Source organism: Pseudofrankia coriaricola (assembly GCF_032027725.1).
In the GTDB taxonomy this organism is placed as follows: Bacteria; Actinomycetota; Actinomycetes; order Frankiales; family Frankiaceae; genus Pseudofrankia.
This window is the reverse complement of record NZ_JASNFO010000050.1, coordinates 20529-38926: the sequence shown is the minus strand read 5'-3', so window position 1 is coordinate 38926 and position 18398 is coordinate 20529. Positions and strand designations below refer to the sequence as shown.

Sequence of the window (18398 nt, the reverse complement as noted above, 5' to 3'; positions counted from 1 at the left end):
GCTGCCGGCCGGCGGAGAGGACTTCGGCGTACGCATGCTGATTCCGGTATCCCGCCGGCGACTGTGGCGCGGCCGCGCGAGCCGCCACGCCGCCTTCTGCGGCGAGGTGGCGTCCGCCCGGTCTTTCTGCCGCGCCTTCCCCTGATAGGGCGCCAGCCGGCCGTATGGGCCGCTTTGGCCGCCCGTGCTCGTTGAATGCCGGGCCGCGGTGTCTCGCCTAGAGGGCCAAAGGAGGTGCGAAAATGCTCCTCCTTCGCACCTCCGGAGGCCCCCGTCCCCAGAAGCACTAAGGGGTCCCCGTGCCTCGTCGACACCGCGGGCTCGGCGGGCGGGGGAGGGAAAGGCGACGGCGCTCGCTACGTCTCGTCCAGGAGAGCCCAGAGGGAGCCGGCGCCGCGAACGCGCGCGCCGGCCTCGACGAGCCGCTCCCGTAAGGCACGGTCCGAGGTGAAGGCCAGGACCGGTGGCTCGGCATCCCCGGCCTCGGCCACGATCGCGTCGTCGCCCGCGCCAGGCGCATGAACCACGGCCAGTGTCACGCCGGCGGCGCGTGGGCCATCCGTCTCCTCGTCTGGCGAGCCGTTCCCGTCCGGATGCGCCTCATCCGGATGCGCGTCGGGCGGGCGCGCCCTGGGTGAAACGGTGCCGGGTTCGACGCCTGCCCTCGCGGCGCCTTCCAGGACCAGCACGACCCGCGCCGGCGCCTCGTCCTGCCCGGCCAGGTCCGCCGGCCAGTCGGCGGCGGCGAGGAGCCGCAGAACGCGCGCATGCAGCCGCGCCGCGGCACCCGGCCGGTCGCGCCACCATCCGTCGGGCCGGGCGCCCACCACGTTCGCCGCGTCGATCACCCAGGTTCGCGCTGCCATCACCGGGTGGCTACTCGAAGGAGCGGAATCGGACTACTCATCCGGTAGGTCATCTGGTAGCTGTTAGTAGCCCACCGGATGCGCGCGAAAGGCGCGCTGGTGTGCGGTTCAGGCGGGCGATGGGTCCAGTTTCCCATTTGTGCCATGAGGTTCCTGCCCTCCGCGAGGCAGCCAAAGCCCAGCCGATAGCGTCCACGCTGGGCCGGGAGCGCCGACAGTAGCGAGCCAAAGCCCGCTGGCACGGCCCATCGTTTGCCGCGCAATCGGACCGGACCGACCAGCCTGCGCGGTCCGTGCGGAGCACGCGGGCGGTGGCACCCATGCGCCCCTGTGGCCCATCTGCCCCCATCGCCGCGAACTTTCGGGTCTGAGATTCCGTTGACATGACCAGTCCTCTATCGTCCCCGCGTCGGCAGACTCTTTGGGTTCCGCTGACACATCCTCCTGACGGCCCGCCTTCCGTCGGTTCGGCATCGCCACCGCCATCGCGGCCGAACGAGGAAGCTGGGCATCGGGGAGCCCTGTCCCGCTTGATGGACATCACACCCAGGGCCGAAGCAGCCAAACCGCCTCGTCCACCGATTCGACGTGGTGCCGTCGGCCCGCCGGTTCGAACCATGGGCGCGGCTGAAACGGTGGACTCGGCGCAAGCGGCGGGCAGCGGGCCTCGATCATGCCTTTCCGTGCACCTGGTTGGGCTGTCCGGCTTCCCGCTGGCGTCGTTGGCGGAGTCGGGCTCTTGCACGAGGCGTGTCCGTCCGCCGTGCGAAGCTCGGCATTCGGACGAGGACAGTCCCGCCAACAGACATTGTGGCTCTTGGGAAGCAGGTCGATCGGCTCGCGCGCGAACAGGATCCACCAGCCCGGCTCGCCGGCTCGATCCAACCAGTCGTGACGCATCCGGGTGTTCTCGTGGTAATACTAGACGCGTGAGTTCTGGGATCCAGTTCTGGGATCCGCTGACCTGAAGGAGTGTGGCATGGCTCAGAAGACCATCGTCTCGTTGATTGACGATCTCAGTGGCGAAGAGGCCGACGAGACAGTCCGGTTCGGCCTGGACGGCGCGCAGTATGAGATCGACCTCTCCGAGAAGAACGCGACCAAGTTGCGTGAGTCGCTGGCCCCGTTCGTGGGTGCGGCCCGTCGTTCCGGTGGGCGTGCCTCTGGCGGCCGTCGTGTCGTGGCCCGGACGCCTTCTCGCCGTGGCGGCGGAACGGACCGTACCGCCGACATTCGTGAGTGGGCGCGCAGCAACGGCTACACCGTGAGTGACCGCGGCCGTATCGCCTCCAACATCGTCGAGGCGTACGAGAAGGCCCACTAGTCTGCTTGGGGCTACCTTGCTCGCCGCCCTTCGGGTGGTCGAGGTGGGGAGGCCTGTTCGCTGACCTCCGGTCAGCTTCCCGTGGGCCCGTGATATTGGTCCGCGGGGTGGCCCGGGCCCCGATGTCGAGCTTCGCTCGACGGAGCGGGCCCTCTACCTCTAGGGCAGTTTGTGGGAGTTGTCTTCCGGGCCGGCCGGCGAATCGGGCGGGTGGCTCGTGAGGCTTGGCCGGGACGTTGCGAAGTGGCCGATGCTCGGTCGTGATCCGGACGTCGGCCTAACTCGACTCGACTTGGCCGAGGGTCACGAGTCGGGGCGGTGGGCCATTCAGGGAGTCGGCGCGTCAGGCTTCTGCGCGTGGTGTATGGGTTGCTTGGGGTTGGGCGCCGGTGGGCCGTGAGGAATGTGGGGGGCCGGCCCCCGGGCTCCCTGGGCTTGCGGACTTGGTGTGATCGTGGCGGGCCGGCTGGTCGCGGGTGGGGCCAGCCGGCGTTGCTGTTTCTGTGCTTCTCTGGGCGTTCTGGTGGTGGCCGCGCTTTGGCCTAGAGGGCCAAAGGGTGTGCGAAAATGATCTTCCTTCGCACACCCGGCGGCCGTTGTCCCCAGGATCACTAGAGGGCCAAAGGGTGTGCGAAAATGATCTTCCTTCGCACACCCGGCGGCCGTTGTCCCCAGGATCACTGATGAGCCACCGACGCCGGCCGGCGACCTGTTCGATGTTGCCGAAGGAGTCACACCGGCTCTCCCGGTTGGCCATGCCGGCCAGATGGAGCGCCGGTCGTCGACGAGTTTGGGCCGACTTTGTCGGTTTCGTGCGGTCGCCGCGGATGTCCGGAGAGTGAAGACCAGCCGGTCGGCCGCATGCCGGGCACGATGAATCGTGGCCTGATCGATTCGTTGTCGGACGAGGCGGAAGGCCGGCCGTTCCCCAGAGAGGACCGGCCGGCCTTCTAGAGGGCCAAAGGGTGTGCGAAAATGATCTTCCTTCGCACACCCGGCGGCCGTTGTCCCCAGGATCACTGCCAGGCGGGAGCGGTCAGACCGGGCGGTGCCTGCGCATCCAGTCCTCGATGTCGGGCACCGCGCGCGGAAGGGCCGTGGACAGGTTGCGGAAGCCGTCGGTGGTCACGAGGATGTCGTCCTCGATCCGCACCCCGATGCCGCGCAGTTCTGGCGGGACCGTCAGGTCGTCGGGCTGGAAGTAGAGGCCCGGCTCGACGGTGAGGACCATGCCCGCGGCCAGCTGCGCGTCACGATAGGTCTCGTCCCTGGCCTGTGCGCAGTCGTGAACGTCGAGCCCCAGCATGTGTGAGGTGGAGTGCAGCGTGTAGCGGCGGTGGACGCCGGCGCCCGGCGCCTTTGGATCCTCCGACAGAGACTCGTCGACGCTGGCCGGTAGCAGGCCCCAGTCGTGCAGCGCGGTGGCAATGACCCGCATGGCGGCGCGGTGCGGGTCCAGGAAGACGGCGCCTGGCCGGACCGCTTCTATGCCGGCCTGCTGCGCGGCCAGCACGACCTCGTACACCTTCCGTTGCACCTCGGTGAACTCGCCGCTGATCGGCAGCGTACGGGTCACATCCGCGGTGTAGAGCGAGCTGCTTTCCACCCCCATGTCCAGCAGCGCGAGCTCACCCGGGCGTACGGGACCGTCGTCGCGCACCCAGTGCAGGGTGGTCGCGTGGTGCCCGCACGCCACGATCGAGCCATATCCGACGTCATTGCCGTCGACCCTCGCCCGCCGCCAGAAGGTGCCCTCCAGCCAGCGCTCCCCGTTCGGCAGCGCGACCGCCGCCGGCAGCTCCATCACGCATTCCGTGAAGCCGCGCGCGGTGGCGGCGACCGCCTCCTCCAGCCGGGTGATCTCGAAGTCGTCCTTGACCAGCCGAAGTTCGGACAGTGCCTGGGCAAGTTCGACATCCCGGTTCGGCTCGGACGACCTGGCTGCCCGGCCGCGCGGATAGCCCAGGACCGCGTCGTCGACTTCCGGGTCCACCCCGCGCAGGACCCGCGTATTCCCCGGGGCGAGCCGTGACAGCGCGCCCGGAAGCTCGGTGAGCGGCCGGCATTCGATCTCGAACGCGGCGGACGTCTCCTTTACTCCTGGCCGTGGGCCGACCCACAGCTCTCCGTAACGACGGTCGGTGTAGAAGGCCGACGACGACCGGTCGGACCGGTCGGCCAGGTACAGCACGGCGTCGTGTTCGCCCGCGGCATTGGGCAGCAGGAGCAGCACCGCGTCTGGCTCGTGGCAGCCAGTGAGCCAGAAGAAGTCACTGCCCGGCCGGAATGGGTAGTCGGTGTCGTTTGCCCGGACGCGCGGACCACCCGTGGGTATCACGAGGGCCTCGTTCGGGAATCGAGTCCCGAGCAGGGCGCGCCGTTTGGCGCCGTAGGGCGCCACGTCGTCGCGAGGGGGCGCGATGTCGGCGGGCGGCGCCCACCCGCCCGCCATAAACCGGCGGAAGGCCGCGTGCGGTTGCTCGTCGTGGCTCGCCAGTCTCTCCTCGCGCCCACCGGCGCTCTCCGGAACCTCCGCGGCGGCCGCGGCGGGGGCGGTCTCGCGCGGCGGCATTTCGGCGCCCTCAGGTGTTTCGGCGGTCGCGGCCGGCTCCTCGTCCGGCGCGGCGGCCGATCCCGCGGCCTCGCCCGCGAGCGCGCCGGCCGTACGCGGCGAAGGTGAGCTTTCGACGGGCTGAGCACTCATGCCGTTAACGGTAGGCCGCGCGACCGCCGCCCGCGTCGAGAACTTCCGGCTGGTCATGGAGCGTCGCGCAGTGGTCTCCTTCCGACACCGCCGTCCGACTGGTCCGTGCGCGGACGCCGCCATTTGTCGCCTATGGACGGCGAGGCATGACGTAGTCGGCTGGCCGACGCCCCGGGGTGACCCGATCCGACCCGAATCGTGGTAGGCAGGGAATGGGGAGCGGGTCCGCCGCCGGGGCGGCTGGACCGGCGGGCCCGAATACGGCGCGGACCGGGCGGCCGGAACGGTTGATCGAAATCTTGACTCGCCGTGGGATCCATGTGTCCCATGGGCGCGGAACTCACCTGGTCGGGATACTTCTGGTGGCGGCGGGGAGGCAGGCACGATGACGTGGCCACGTGAGCCTCGGCCGCCTGGCCGACGGGGACCGTCCCCGCGGCCGGACGGTCGCGACCCGCGGCGGAACAGCCCGGATCGGCCCGCCGCCGGTCCTGGCGGCCCCCGCCCACGGGCGGCCGCCGGTGGCGACGCGGGCGCGGGCCCGGCTGGCGGGTCGAGGCGGCCGGGGGACCCGCCGGCGTGGGCACCTCCGCCCGCCGACGCCGGCGACCGTCCGCCCGGTGGCGACCGCTATCGCGACTACGGCGTCGGCGGCGGGTACGGCGGTGGCGGCCAGCGCGGTGGGTACCCGTACGGCGAACCCGCCGAGGACTATCCGATCGGCGAGCCGGCCCGGCGGCCAGCCGACGGCGCGCGCCGAGCCGTGACAGTCGTCGCGGCCCTCTGCTCGCTCGTGGTCCTGGTGCTCGCCTGCACCGGCTGGGGCGTGATCCGGCACTACGACGGCAAGGTAGCTCACGTCGACCTGCGGCTGGACGCCGCCGACCGGCCGTCCGCCGCTGGGCGCGGCACCCAGAACATCCTGCTGGTCGGCTCGGACTCACGGGCTGGCACGGGCGGCGAGTTCGGCGAGGTCGACGGCCAGCGCTCGGACACCACGATCCTCGCCCACGTCGACCGAAACGGTTCGACGACGTTGGTCTCCTTCCCCCGCGACCTGTGGGTGACGATCCCCGCATACACCGGCTCCAACGGGACCGCTTACAAGGCCCAGCAGTCCAAGCTCAACGCGGCCTTCTCGCTCGGCGGTCCCGCGCTGTTGGTCCGCACCCTCGAGGGGCTCACCGGCATCCGGATCGATCACTATGTGCAGGTCGACTTCTCCGGCTTCCAGGCGATCACCGACGCGCTCGGCGGCGTCACGGTCTGCGTCAGGGAGCTGCCAGCTTCGCTGCGCGCTCGCGGGTTCGACAATCTGCACGACAAGATGTCGGGCTGGTCGGGTCAGGTCGGCGAGAACCGGCTCGACGGGGTCAGCGCCCTCGCCTTCGTCCGCCAGCGCTACGGCCTGCCTGAGGGCGACCTCGACCGGATCCGCCGCCAGCAGCAGTTCCTCGGCGCCGTGTTCCACCGGCTCACCGCCGCTTCGACACTCGCCAACCCGGTCCGCATCCGCGGCGTGCTGAACGCGGCCACCTCGGCGTTGACGCTGGACACCACGACCAGCCTGGTTGACCTCGAGCCGCTGGCGCTGCGGATGCAGGGCATCGCGGGTGGCGGCGGGCTCACGTTCGCCACGGTGCCCGCCGCGTCCGCCACCCGCGCGGGCCAGTCGGTCCTGCTGGTCGACCCGGCCAAGCTCGAGGCCTTCCTCGCCCCGTTGAAGTCCGGCGGCGCCGTCGCCGGCGGGGCTCCCGCGGCCGCCCCGCCGGCCGCGCGGCGGCCGGTGGTCGATGCGCCCCCGGTGCGCCGCGCCTGGCTGGCGGCTGGCTCGGCACAGCCGACGGCGCAGCCACCCGCCACCGCGTCCTGCACCTACTGACACTCACCGGCTGTTGGAGAGCCTGGGCGTCCTGACCCCGGAGAGCCTAGGAGCCCGACCTGTCCGACCCGTCCGGCGAACCGGCAGGGGGCGCCGACTGGGCCTCCGGAGGGGAGCCCGTCGCCGTCGGAGGCCTCTTCGCGTCCCCTGTCTCTGTGCCGGTGCCGGCACCATCGGCTGGCCTGTCGGCGTCGGCGGGGGAGTCCGCGCCGCGCTTGTCCAGTGCCGCGTTCAGCTCGGCGCCGAGGAGCACCGCGAGCGCGGTGATGTAGAAGAACAGCAACGCGGCGACCGGCGCGGCCAGCGAGCCGTAGACGAGCTCGTTACCGAAGACCAGCTCCAGGTAGAGCCGAAGCAGGTAGCTGCCGAGCAGCCAGCCGAGGAGGGCGAACACCGCGCCAGGCAGGGCGCTCAGCCACGGCCGGCGTTGTGGCAGCGACTGGTGGTAGAGCGAGGTCAGCATCGCCAGCGCCAGCAGCCCCACGGCCGGCCAGAACACCTGCTCCAGCAGCATCTTGACGACCGGGTGCCGGTTGGCCCGAAACAGGTTCGCGAGCAGGCCCGGCCCGAGCACGAGCGCGGGCAGGATGATCACCCCGGTGAGGACCTGGGCGATGTACAGCCTCAGCGCCACCAGCCGGCTGCGCACCGCGGAGCGCAGGTCCCGCTGCCCGTAGGCGATCGTGATCGTGTTGACGTACGTCGCCATCGCTGTGGACCCCGTCCACAGCGACAGCACGAACCCGATGGAGATCACGTCGGGCCGGCCGCGCGAGAGGATCTGGTCGACGGTCGGGCCCACCACGTTGTCGACCACCTCAGGCGTCAGGAGGTCGGAGGCGCCCTTCAGCAGGCTGGCGCGGATGCTGTTGACCGCGTCGGAACCGACGGCGTCGGCGATGTAACCGATCGTTCCCAGCAACGCCAGCAGCAGCGGCGGCAGCGAGAGCAGCTGCCAGAAGCCGGCTTCGGCGGCGAGCCCCAGCACCCGGTCCCGCCAGGCGTTGGACGCCGCTCGTCCCGCCACCCGCAGCGCCGCCCGCGCGCCGGCCGCCAACCGCCGTACTGGAGCCTTCCTGGCCGCGGGCTTGTCGGCCGAGCGGCGGGCACGTTTGGACGGGCCGCCCCCGGCGCCCTCCCCGTCGATCTCCCGTCGCGCCATCCCCGCGTTGCCATCGGCCCCATCGGCCGTATCGGCCGGGTCACCGGTCGCCGGGCGGGTCTTCGCCGTCTCCCTGCGACCACCGGCCCCACCAGCCTGGTCGCCCGCGGATGCGCGGCCGTTCGCGTCCTTCGCGCGGTCGGTGGAATCCGCCCGCACGGGCGCCGCCACGGCGGACGCGCGCTCGTTGGCCGTGGTCACGGCCCAACCGTACGGGGTTGGCGGCTACCCGTTGTGGACGATGCGCCCATCGGGGCGGTGCCTCCACATCTGGAGTACTAGGTGTCCACGGTGTGGGTGCATGAAGTTCCGGAGTTGTTGCCCGCGAGTGCCCACGCCCATATGCATGCCCATGTCCGCAGCCGTCACGCGACGACGGCACGGGAAGCGCTCGGGCGTCTGGGGGTTCTGGGGGTGCTCCGGGGGTTCCGGGGTGAGGAGCGCCCGCGGGCCGCTTATGCGGCCGTGACGGCGGCCCGGACGGTGCTCGCGGCGTCGGGGGGCGGGGGCGCGAAGCTGGCGAGATCGGCCCCGCGCGGAATGGCCTGTGGTAGGCCGCCGGCCTGGACGGGCCGCCTGGAAAACGACGAAGGGCACGCCCGCCGCACCGCGGGACGTGCCCTTCGAGGCATTGCCTCGCTGTTCAGTTGTCGAGCTGGTCCGTGCGGGTCAGCCGCCGACCGTGAGCTTGTCGGTCTCGTCGTGGTACTCGACGGCCATCTCGCGGAGCTTCGAGTCGTGAGACTTGGCGTGGTGCCGGCAGAACAGCAGGTCGCTACCCCCTGGAAGGACGACACGTACGTACGCCTGGGCGCCGCACCTGTCGCACCTGTCGAGGTTGGTCAGCGTCGGCTTGGTGGTAGTACCAGTCACACCCTCTCCAACTGTGTCCGGCGGCCAGACGTTCCAGCCTGGCCGTGTGATCGGTCCCTCACGTGTTGCTAGGACCGCCGGCCATGCGAAGAGGTGCATGCTCGCATGGCCTCCGGTCGTGCCGGCTGGAGTGGCGCCGTTGCGTCCAGAGCGGCCTTACCGCGTCCGTTGGGTTTCCCCGCGGGACCACCGGACCTCGCGCCCACCCTCGTGGGTCCGAGGCTGGCAGCCCACCTGGGCTCCCGTTCTCGGGCCTACGGGCGACGGGCTCCGAAGACGATGTCATCCCATGCTGGCACCGACTTGCGCCCGCGTCGACCGCCTCCGGAACGTTCCCCCGTCCGAGGGGCATTGCGTGGTCGGTTCGAGGGCTGGGCCGTGGCGCCTTCCTCACCGTCCGTCGCGGCCGATCCGGGTGCACTGTCCTGGTTCTTCCCGGTGGACTTTTCCGTCTTGTCCGGCTTTTCGGTGGATTTCGGGGTACCACGGGCCGCCGTCGCCCGGCCGCTCGCCGTGGTGGGAGTCTTCTTCGTCACGTCGGCCTTCGCCGGGGCCGGCTCGGGCGCCTCAGTGCCCTCCACCGCCGCGGCCGTGACGGCGGCCATGCCGCCTTGGGCCTCGCCCGCCGGCTCGTCGGCGGGCGGAGCGGCCGTGACGGCGGCCTGCGCGGCCGCGGCCGGCGGCTCCGGCCTCGACAGACCGGCCATCGTCGGGCCGGTGGTCGCCGTGGCCACGGCCGGCCTGGGGGCGGGTGGGGCCGGCTGTGGCGTGCGTCTGGACTCCCCGGCCCTGGTGACCTCGGCGACGGGCGTGAGGGCCTCAGCGGCCGTCTCGGCGGGCACAGCGGTGCCCTGGGCCGGTACGGCGGCGGGCGCCACCGGGGCGGCCTCGCGCGGTGCCCGGCCGACCGGTGGCTGGGCCCCCGTCGAGACCCTGGCGTCCCGGGCGGGCGCGACGGCGGGGCGCATGCGCGGCCCCGGCAGGGCCGGCCCTGCCGCCCGCTCGCGAGGCGCGACGTCCTGGCCGTCGCGTGCCGCGGCTGGCTCGCCCTGTGGGGCAGCGGTCTCCCGTGGGCTCTCGCCGGGCCGTCCGAGCGCGGGCCCGGCGTCCCGCGCGTCGGCACGCGGGGCATACTGCGCGGCCGGCTCGGTGGGCGGGGCGAAGGCGGCGGCGGAGGCCGGCACGCTCGGGGCCGGCCTTGCCGGGCCCTGGGGTGTCCCGCGGGTCTCCGGGCGCGGCGGGACCGTGGACCGGGGTGGCATCGCCCGGGGAGGTGCGCTGGCTCCGCGCGGCGGCGCGGTCGCGGGCCGCGGCAACGGCCGTGAGGCAGCCGGGGTCGGCGGATCCAGCTGGTCAGCCGGCTCGTCGAACAGGTCCGCGTCCAGGCCCATGCCGAGGTCGGGATCATCGTGCCCCGGCCAGCGGCGCGGCTCCAGTGGCCCGGTCGGCCGCGACTCAAGGGCCGGTGGCCTCGCCGGGCGGTGCGCCGGCGCGGGCCGTGCCGGCCGGCCGGCCGGCCGGTCGAAGGGCCGGCCGAGGTCGAGGTCGTCGGTCGTCGGCTGGCCGCCACGCCCGGCGAGGCGGTCCGGGAAGTGGTGTGCCGCGGCGGCGGGCGGCGCCCCCGCGGGACCGGCCGGCTCGGCCCGCCCCGTGTCGAAGGGGTCGTTGAACGCCTCGTCGAACGACGGCGGCCCTCCAAGGTCGTCCGCGTACGGCGAGCCGGGGGACGACACGTCCGGTCGCGCCGCCGGCAGGTCGCCACCGCGCGGCGACGCCGTGGGGTAGTGGGCCGGGGCGAACGTGTCGGGCGGGTAGGGGTCCGTCGAGTACCTGGTCGGCGGGTACTGCTCCGGCGGCGGCTGGGGGGGCTGGTAGGCGGGCGGAGCCTGGTAGCGGTCGGCGGGCCGGCCGGCGGCGTGGTCGAAGTCGTCGGCGCGCTGACGCGCGGCGGGCGGCTGGTGCTCGGCCGGGTGCTGGGCGGCGGGATAGCGGGCCGCCGGGTGGTGCGCCGCCGGGTAGCGCGGCTCCTGGTGCGCTGGCGCGGCCGGGAACGGCGCCGCCGGCTGACCGGGGCCGGGGAAAGGGCCGGCCGGGTCGTGGGAGTCCGGGTATCCCGGCTCGGGATAGGACGCCGGCTGGGCGTAGCGCGGCCGCTGCTCTGGCTGCGGGGCCGCCGGGTGCGCCGGTAGCGGGCGCGCGCCGGCCGGCGGCTGCGCGGGGTCCTGGACGAGCGTCAGCGCGGGTGGGCTCTGGCGGGTGGGCGGTGCGGCCGCGGCCCCCGGCGCCGTCGAGGCCGCGGGGGCGGTGTCGACCGGTTCCGGCGCGACCAGCGCGCGGGCGGCGTCGTCATGGGGACGGACCCGGCGGACGACCGGATCCCAGGTCCACCGGGCGCACCGGCTCTCGGACGTGAGCTGGACCAGCCAGATCCCGTCGACCCGCCGCCAGGCGTCCCACTGGGCGGCCTCCGGGTCGTCCTGGCCGGCCATCAGCCGCGTGTCGACCACCTCGCCGAGCGGCCGGCCGGACGCGCCGCCCGGGTCCTTCGGCAGCAGCGCCGCCCTGGCCTCCTGCACCACCCGGGCACGTTCGGCGAGCACCGGTCCCTCGTAGCGCTCGACCCGCTCGACCGGGATGCCCGCGGCGCGCGCGACGTCGGCCGCGGTCTCGCCGGCCCGCAGCCTGGCCTGGATCTCACGCGGGGTCAACGCGCTCTCGGTGCGGACCTCACTGCGCCGCGCACCGCGCAGGGCCGCGCGCAGCCGGTCGTCGACGGGCACTCGAAACTGCTCGGCGTCGGCGCGGCCGTTCGCGTCGGCGAGCACGAGATAGCCACCGTCCTCGCTGAGCGCTACCGCCCGCAGCTCACGCATGGCGCCATCTCCTCCCGTCACCGCCGTGCCGCCCGCCCCGGGCCGACGCCTCGCCTGTCACTCGCCGCCGGCCAGGTCCCCGCCGAGCAGCGGACAGGGACCGCCGCTCATCGTCCCGCGCCGCGGCCGCGCCGACTCCCGAACCCCGGACTTCCAGGCTCCGGATCCCCCGCCAGGCAGGTGGAATCCGTCGACAGGACAGAGACCCGATTCCGGTCCGTCAGATCGTTATCGCCGATCCGGCGAGAAGTCCGGGGAAGAGCGCGGTAAGCCTGGAGCCTCCGGGTACGGAAGGCACGACCGAAAAGCATGGTCGCACCTCCTTTGGCCGGCTGGCCCGCACCGGGCACCGACACGCATAGTCTGCCGTCCTGACCGGGTCGCGGCGATGTTCACCCGGCCGTCCGGGCGTGTCGCGTGGGCTCTGGGGGGCGGGTTCGCTTCGCGTCCGCGTCCCCCAGAGCCCACGCGTGACGGACGCTCCGCGCCCGCCGGGCCTGGTTTGGGGTCGGTGTATGTGGTTGTGGTCGTTCTGGTTCGGGGTCGGTGTGGTGGCTGGGTTGCGGTGTGCGTGGCTGCGGTCGTTCTGGGCTGGAGCCGGTGGGGTGGGTGAGCTGGTCGAGCAGTGCGGCCGGGTGGCGAACGGTCGGGGGCGAGGCCACCCGCGGGGCGGCAGTGGTCTGTGTGTCGACGTGGCCGAGGTCAGGGACGGCGGCCGCCGGGTGGGCGGGTGGCCGGCGGGCGGCGGCGGACAGTGCGGGACGGGACCCGGGGGCGTGTCTGGTCGATCCCGGCGGCCAGCGCCGCGCCGACGATCCCGGCGTCGTTGCGCAGCTGCGCGGGCACGACCGTCGTACGCACGGTGAGCAGGTCCAGGAACTTGTCGGCCTTGCGGCTCACCCCACCGCCGATGATGATCAGATCGGGCCACAGCAGGTTCTCGAGAGCGGTCAGATACCGGCTGACCCGCTTTGCCCAGTGCTCCCAGCTGAGGTCCTCGCGCTCGCGAGCCGCGTCGGATGCCTTCGTCTCCGCGTCGTGGCCGCCGAGTTCCAGGTGCCCGAGCTCGGTGTTCGGGATCAGCTGCCCGTGCAGGAACAGGGCGGTGCCGATGCCGGTCCCGAAGGTGGTCATCACGACCAGGCCGGGGACGTCACGGCCCGCGCCGAAGGCCATCTCGGCCACGCCGGCCGCGTCGGCATCGTTGATGACGACGACCTCCCGGCCACCGAGCGGCGCGGCGAGGGTCGCGGCCACGTCGGTGCCGACCCAGCCCTGGTCGACGTTGGCGGCCGTCTGCGCGATCCCACCGCGGATGACGGCGGGGAACGTCACGCCGATGGGACCCTGCCAGCCGAACTGCCCGACCACCTCCGCCACCACGGCGCCGACGGCGGCGGGCTCGGCCGGGCTCGGGGTCTGCAGCCGAACCCGCGGCGCGACCAGGGCGCCGTCATCGATCTCCACCGGGGCACCCTTGATACCGGATCCACCGATGTCGACCCCGAAGACCTGCATCCCGTTCCCTTCTGTACCTACGAGGTCCGTTGCTGTGGATGAGGCCGGCTCCTTGGCCTATACCCACGGGTACCCACGGGCTTCCGGCCGCGCGACCGGAAGCATGATCCATCTTGCCACCCAACAGCCAGTCCGGACTTGCTGACGGGAACCCGGGCTCCCTGGTCCGGCCCGAACCCCAGCCCTCGCCGACCCGCGGGGGCCGCGGGGCCCCTCGGCAGGAGCGGCGCGCACGAGACGCATGCGCGGTCGGCGACCAGGCCGTCGTCCAGCCGGGACCGTTCCCGGGACTGGCCCCGGCACGGCCGTGGCGCGCATCCACCCGACTGGATCCGTCGGGACGGTGCGCGGCTCCAGGTGCCGGAAGGCCGCTCGTCCCCGTCCCAACGTCCCCCGTGGCCGCCGGCCAGCGGATCCCGCCACGCGGCCGTGTCGCCATAGTCTTCCAGGCCGGATGACGACGTCGTCACCGCGTGCCGCCGCGCAGCCATACCCTGGCAGGTGTGCAACTCATTGACACGTTCGGGCGGATTGCCACCGACCTGCGGGTGTCGTTAACCGACCGTTGCACGCTGCGATGTACCTACTGCATGCCGGCCGAAGGGGTGCCGTGGCTGCCTGGTGCCGACGTGCTCACGGACGACGAGGTGGTCCGGCTGGTCCGGATCGCCGTTGAGGGCCTTGGCGTCACCGAGGTCCGGCTCACCGGCGGCGAGCCGACGCTTCGGCCGCGCCTCGCGGAGCTGGTCGGCCGGCTGGCGGCGCTGCGGCCCCGCCCCGAGCTGTCCCTGACGACCAACGGCCTCAGCCTCGCCCGCACCGCCGGCGCCCTGCGCGCGGCCGGGCTCGATCGGGTGAACGTCTCGCTGGACACGACCAGCCCCGAGCGGTTCGTCGCGATCACCCGGCGGGACCGCTGGCACGATGTGGTCGCGGGGCTCGCCGCCGCCGAGGCCGCCGGGCTTGCACCGGTCAAGGTCAACGCGGTCCTGACCCGCGGGGTCAACGATGACGAGGCCCCTGAGCTGCTGAGCTGGTGCCTCGAGCGGGGCTACGAGCTCCGTTTCATCGAGCAGATGCCGCTCGACGCCCAACATGGCTGGCAGCGCTCGACGATGGTCACCGCGAGAGAGGTGCTCGCCGCGCTGCGCGCGGAGTTCGAGCTCACCCCGGTCGGCGATCGCGGCTCCGCGCCAGCCGAGCTGTTCACCGTCGACGGCGGCCCCGCGGTGGTAGGCGTGATCGGTTCGGTGACGGCGCCGTTCTGCGCGGCATGCGACCGGGTGCGGCTCACCGCCGATGGGCACGTGCGCAACTGCCTGTTCGCGCGGGAGGAGAGCGACCTGCGCACCCCGCTGCGCTCGGGCGCGGGTGACGACGAGATCGCGCGGCGGTGGCGCGCCGCCGTCTGGGGCAAGCGCCCGGGGCACGGCATCGGCGAGCCGTCCTTCCGGCAGCCGGACCGGCCGATGTCCGCGATCGGCGGCTAGTGCTTCCGAAGCTGGGGCCGCCGGAGGTGCGAAAGAAGATCATTTTCGCACCTCCATTGGCCGTCTGTCCGAAGCTGGGGCCGCCGGAAGTGCGAAAGAAGATCATTTTCGCACTTCCTTTGGCCGTGTGTCGGGTGCCGGCATGACGTCCTGGGACGCGGTCGTGCTCGCCGGCGGCCGGGGGAGCCGTCTCGGCGGGGCGGACAAGGCCGCGGTGACGATCGGCGGGCGCAGCCTGCTGGACCGCGTGCTCTCCGTGCTGGCCACGGTCGAGCCGGCCGTCGGCCGGGTGGTGGTGGTCGGGCCGGACCGGCCGGGGCTTGCCCGCGCGGGTGTCGTACTGGCCCGGGAGGATCCGCCCGGTGGCGGCCCGGTCGCGGGGATCGCGGCCGGCCTCGTCCACGTCCGCGCGCCGCTGGTCGCGGTGTTGGCCGTCGACATGCCGTTTCTCGGCACGGCCTCGCTGGCCGAGCTGCGCGCGGCGGTGACGGCACCGCCCCGGGCGGGGGCATCCGGGCCGGGGGCACCCGGCGCGGTGGACGTCGCGCTGCTTGTCGACCCGACCGGGCGGGACCAGACGCTTGCGTCCGTCTGGCGCTCGGCGGCGCTGCGGTCGGCGGTCCCACCGCGGCCCACCGGGGCGGCGGTGCGGGCGCTGCTCACCGGCCGGACGGTGGCGCGTGTCCCGGCGGACGCGCTTAGCTGTCTGGACTGCGATGCCGAACCGGACGTGCTCGCGGCGCGCGCCGCGGCCGACAGGATGGGTCTGTGACGTGCGGGGACGTCTGAGGTTGTGGCCAGGAGGGCGAGGATACCGATGAGCGAGCTCGACAAGTGGGTGGCCAGGGCTGGCGACGCGCTCGGACTGGATCCGGCGGCGATCGACGTCCCCGAGCTCCTCGACCTGACGCGCGACGTCGCGCACGGGGTCGCCCGCCCGGCGGCGCCGCTGACCGCCTTCCTGGTCGGCCTCGCGTCCGGCCGCGCCGGCGGCGGCCCGGCCGACGTCACCGCCGCCGTAGCCACCATCCGTGCCCTGCTCGCCGAGCCCGACAACGGGTAGCCGACAGCGCCCGACGGCTGGCGCCGCGTCAGCCTTAGGGCATCCGGAAGCTGCCGGTGTCGTCCAGGTAGCCCCGCATGTCGATCGACATGGTGTGCATCATGTCCTCGTCCGGCTCCGGCTCCGGCGTGTCGTCCCAGCCCTCATCGTCCCAGACCTGATGCCGCCAGCCGCGCCGGCGCCGGTCGCCCGCGGCGCCGGCCGGCCCGCGGCCGGGCTCCCGCCCGTAGCCAGGCTCGTCCTCGGCGCGACCATGGTCCGAGTACTCGTCGTAGCCGTCGGGGCCGTGGCCATCCTGGTAGCCCTCGGCGTGGTCGTCGCCGTGCGCGCGGCGCCACTCGGCCTGGCCTCGGCCGTCGACACGCGGCGGCTGGTCAGGGTAGCGGGCGCCGGGCGCCTCATCCCGCCCCCCGGGCGCCGCGCCGTAGCGCTCCTCGGCCTCGCGGCGGCGGTCGTCCGTGTGGTGGTCGTCCGTGCCCCGGCCTGGCGCGGCCTGGCCGGCGTACCGCCCGGCGTCGTCGGCGCGGTCATAGCCGGCTGACGAGCCGCCGTGACGCTGGCCGGCTTCGCGCTGGCCGCGCGGGGGCGGAGCGAACGCGCCCCCGTCCGCCACGCCCGCGCGCCCGGGGGCGGATGGGTCGAAGCCGGCATCCGGGTCGTCGGGGTAGGCCCGTGCGTCCGGGCGGCGCCTGTCGTCGTGCCGGGCCACGGCGGCCGGGGGAGCGGGCTGGCGGTGCCTCGACTGCCGCGGCTCGCCGATGCGGTACTGCTCCGTCGCCTCGTCGGGCTCATACGGGCCGGCCTGCTGATACCGGTCCGCCGGCATCGGCGGCGTGGACGGCGCGGGCCGCCGTGTCCGGGCGGGGGGCACCCGCCGGTCGGACTCCTGGTCGTAGGGCGGGCGGTCGTCGCGCCGGGCGGGACGTGGCCGCGCGTCGCGCGCTGGCACGTCGCGCTCCGGCCGGACCGGGGCGTTCCTGGGCTGGCGCTGGCGCGGCCCGGTGGCCGCCCTGGCGGGAGCGGGCACTGGCACGGCCGCGCGGACGACCAGCGCGAGAACGACGATGACCGGAAGCGCGACGAGCACGGCGAGCGGGCGCCACAGGGTGACCCCGACGAGGGCGAAGACCGCGACCACCGAGAAGACGCCGAAGGCGTGCCGTGAACGTCCGTCGTCCGACGACCGTGGGCCGCCTCGCGTGCCACCGGCCGGCGCCCTGGGCACGGCTCGTGACGCCGGGGCGTCACGGTACGCGCCGTTGTCCTCGGCTGCCCGTGTACGCGCCATGTCGACCAGTGTGCCCTACCAGCCGTCGGCGCGGCCGCTGTGCCCTGGGCGGGTGATGTCCCGGCGGCGTCCGCTGCGTGGGCTGGCACCTCCGGGCGTCGCGCGGAGACCGGCCGTCCACGCGCCGACGGGGCGCGACCTGGCTATTTCGTCCGAAATGCCCGGTCGCGCCGGCTGGATTTTCAGGCCCGTGAAGAGACGTCAACAAGGACGACAAGTTCGTGGCCGAGAGTGCGGGCAGGTGCCGGTGCCTCGGGGTGGCCTCTCCACACGTCCGGTGGCGGCGTCGTACGCGCCGTCGCATGGTGGTGACATCGCCGTGACTATGAGTGAGTAGGAGTGTCGCGGAGGTGGGTGGAAATCGCGTTTCGCAGGCGGGTGCGCACCGATGTCGGTAGTTTTAATGTTGTGTGAAGACACTGATTGACCATGGCTCGGTGCCGCACCATGGATTTGGCCTCATCGATTGGGTGGAGGTTTGCCGTGGTCGCGCCAGGAGCGGGTCGGCGTCGTGAGACGTGGTCCGTCGTCAGGGTTGCCGTCGCCGGTCTCGTGGCCGGGGCGCTCCTGCTCATGTCCGCCTGTGGATCCGCGAGCGACAAGTACGTGACGAACAAGGCGGCTGGCGTCTACGTCAGGCTCCCCGACGGATGGAGCCAGGCGCGGGTCCAGGAGCCGTTGCTGATAGGCCTCGACGCGCGCCAGCTGAGCCCAGAGATGTACAGCCTGCTGCGCCAGATCGACTGGCTGACCGGCATCGACGCCTCGGGCAACGAGAAGCCGAACGTGTTCAATCCGGCCGCCGAGCAGCCAAACGGGTTCGTACAGGTCCGCCAGCTGCTGCCGGAGGAGGCCAAGAGCATCTCCACGAACGACCTGCGCGACCTGGTGGTGCCTATTGACCAGTCCCAGGCGGCCCAGGAGGAGCTGGTCCGCAAGGACCCGGTCTCCGCGCGGTTGCAGCCGGCCTTCCTGCTGATCCTCGAGGAGTCGGTGAAGAAGGGCAACGGCGTGCACGGGGTGCACCTCGTCTACCAGCTTTCCACCTCCACCGGGCTGGTGACGTTCGACCAGACGAGCCTGCTCGACAGTCAGCAGACCGTCCTTTACCAGCTCGTCATGACCTGCACCGCGCTGTGCTACGCGCAGTACGGGTCATCGGTGACCTCGGTGCAGCACTCCTTCACGGTCAACCCGACAACCTGACGAGCGCGGCACGCGCCGGAGCGAGCCAGGCGACGAGCGGGTGTGGCGACGAACTGCCCGGTGACGGACCTGACCCCCGTGACAGACCCACGAGAACTCACGAGACCGACGGACCCGCCAAACCGACGAGCCAAACCGACGAACTGACG

At 73.1% G+C, this 18398-nt stretch carries 13 protein-coding genes; 6 read left to right on the top strand and 7 right to left on the bottom strand.

All coding sequences use genetic code 11. From position 1 onward, the window contains the following. Nucleotides 1–356 precede the first annotated feature (356 nt). Complete coding sequence (locus QOZ89_RS26240) at nucleotides 357–866, bottom strand: hypothetical protein (RefSeq protein WP_071050618.1); 510 nt, start codon at nucleotides 864–866, stop codon at nucleotides 357–359. 979 nt (nucleotides 867–1845) lie between these two features. Here QOZ89_RS26240 and QOZ89_RS26235 point away from each other — a divergent pair. Further along, complete coding sequence (locus QOZ89_RS26235) at nucleotides 1846–2190, top strand: histone-like nucleoid-structuring protein Lsr2 (protein ID WP_071050504.1); 345 nt, start codon at nucleotides 1846–1848, stop codon at nucleotides 2188–2190. Nucleotides 2191–3226: 1036 nt separating this feature from the next. On the opposite strand, the gene QOZ89_RS26230 is transcribed toward QOZ89_RS26235, so the two are convergent. Further along, complete coding sequence (locus tag QOZ89_RS26230; RefSeq protein ID WP_071048210.1) at nucleotides 3227–4642, bottom strand: aminopeptidase P family protein; 1416 nt, start codon at nucleotides 4640–4642, stop codon at nucleotides 3227–3229. Nucleotides 4643–5279: 637 nt separating this feature from the next. Here QOZ89_RS26230 and QOZ89_RS26225 point away from each other — a divergent pair. Further along, entirely contained in the window at nucleotides 5280–6776 is a 1497-nt protein-coding gene (locus QOZ89_RS26225) for an LCP family protein (RefSeq protein WP_116271480.1), read from the top strand. A gap of 46 nt (nucleotides 6777–6822) precedes the next feature. Here QOZ89_RS26225 and QOZ89_RS26220 read toward each other — a convergent pair whose 3' ends face one another. The 4 genes from QOZ89_RS26220 to ppgK all read right to left on the bottom strand — a co-directional run bounded on the left by QOZ89_RS26220 (nucleotide 6823) and on the right by ppgK (nucleotide 13202). Beyond that, nucleotides 6823–8139 (bottom strand): YihY/virulence factor BrkB family protein, encoded by a 1317-nt coding sequence (locus QOZ89_RS26220; protein WP_116271481.1) that lies wholly within the window; start codon nucleotides 8137–8139, stop codon nucleotides 6823–6825. 468 nt (nucleotides 8140–8607) lie between these two features. Beyond that, nucleotides 8608–8811, bottom strand: a complete 204-nt coding sequence (locus QOZ89_RS26215; protein WP_007518414.1) for a DUF7455 domain-containing protein — start codon at nucleotides 8809–8811, stop codon at nucleotides 8608–8610. 254 nt (nucleotides 8812–9065) lie between these two features. Further along, nucleotides 9066–11684, bottom strand: coding sequence for a septation protein SepH (gene sepH / locus QOZ89_RS26210; protein WP_312625923.1), 2619 nt, complete (start codon nucleotides 11682–11684; stop codon nucleotides 9066–9068). Nucleotides 11685–12386: 702 nt separating this feature from the next. After that, a complete protein-coding gene (ppgK, locus tag QOZ89_RS26205; RefSeq protein ID WP_071048212.1) occupies nucleotides 12387–13202 on the bottom strand; it encodes a polyphosphate--glucose phosphotransferase in 816 nt (271 codons plus the stop codon). Nucleotides 13203–13705: 503 nt separating this feature from the next. On the opposite strand from ppgK, the gene moaA reads away from it, so the two are divergent. From moaA to QOZ89_RS26190, 3 genes are all read left to right on the top strand, one after another. Further along, nucleotides 13706–14692 carry a GTP 3',8-cyclase MoaA gene (gene moaA / locus QOZ89_RS26200; protein ID WP_071048213.1) on the top strand — a complete coding sequence of 329 codons (987 nt, stop codon included), beginning with the start codon at nucleotides 13706–13708 and terminating at the stop codon, nucleotides 14690–14692. Between the two features lie 142 nt (nucleotides 14693–14834). Continuing rightward, nucleotides 14835–15464, top strand: coding sequence for a molybdenum cofactor guanylyltransferase (gene mobA / locus QOZ89_RS26195; RefSeq protein WP_071048228.1), 630 nt, complete (start codon nucleotides 14835–14837; stop codon nucleotides 15462–15464). A 45-nt stretch (nucleotides 15465–15509) separates the two neighbouring features. Then, a complete protein-coding gene (locus QOZ89_RS26190) occupies nucleotides 15510–15755 on the top strand; it encodes a DUF6457 domain-containing protein (protein ID WP_071048214.1) in 246 nt (81 codons plus the stop codon). A 34-nt stretch (nucleotides 15756–15789) separates the two neighbouring features. Here QOZ89_RS26190 and QOZ89_RS26185 read toward each other — a convergent pair whose 3' ends face one another. After that, nucleotides 15790–17043, bottom strand: a complete 1254-nt coding sequence (locus QOZ89_RS26185; RefSeq protein WP_071048215.1) for a hypothetical protein — start codon at nucleotides 17041–17043, stop codon at nucleotides 15790–15792. A gap of 483 nt (nucleotides 17044–17526) precedes the next feature. Here QOZ89_RS26185 and QOZ89_RS26180 point away from each other — a divergent pair, with 483 nt between their 5' ends. Continuing rightward, on the top strand, nucleotides 17527–18249 hold the full coding sequence (locus tag QOZ89_RS26180) for a hypothetical protein (protein WP_083418452.1): 723 nt from the start codon (nucleotides 17527–17529) through the stop codon (nucleotides 18247–18249). Nucleotides 18250–18398: the final 149 nt, after the last annotated feature.

What these genes read in the sequence shown, in the direction of transcription:
- mobA (WP_071048228.1), top strand. Translation starts at nt 14,835, where the DNA reads ATGACGTCCTGGGACGCGGTCGTGCTCGCCGGCGGCCGGGGGAGCCGT.
- QOZ89_RS26235 (WP_071050504.1), top strand. Translation starts at nt 1,846, where the DNA reads ATGGCTCAGAAGACCATCGTCTCGTTGATTGACGATCTCAGTGGCGAA.
- QOZ89_RS26190 (WP_071048214.1), top strand. Translation starts at nt 15,510, where the DNA reads ATGAGCGAGCTCGACAAGTGGGTGGCCAGGGCTGGCGACGCGCTCGGA.
- QOZ89_RS26185 (WP_071048215.1), bottom strand. Translation starts at nt 17,043, where the DNA reads ATGGCGCGTACACGGGCAGCCGAGGACAACGGCGCGTACCGTGACGCC.
- QOZ89_RS26240 (WP_071050618.1), bottom strand. Translation starts at nt 866, where the DNA reads ATGGCAGCGCGAACCTGGGTGATCGACGCGGCGAACGTGGTGGGCGCC.
- QOZ89_RS26225 (WP_116271480.1), top strand. Translation starts at nt 5,280, where the DNA reads ATGACGTGGCCACGTGAGCCTCGGCCGCCTGGCCGACGGGGACCGTCC.
- QOZ89_RS26230 (WP_071048210.1), bottom strand. Translation starts at nt 4,642, where the DNA reads ATGGCGGGCGGGTGGGCGCCGCCCGCCGACATCGCGCCCCCTCGCGAC.
- ppgK (WP_071048212.1), bottom strand. Translation starts at nt 13,202, where the DNA reads ATGCAGGTCTTCGGGGTCGACATCGGTGGATCCGGTATCAAGGGTGCC.
- sepH (WP_312625923.1), bottom strand. Translation starts at nt 11,684, where the DNA reads ATGCGTGAGCTGCGGGCGGTAGCGCTCAGCGAGGACGGTGGCTATCTC.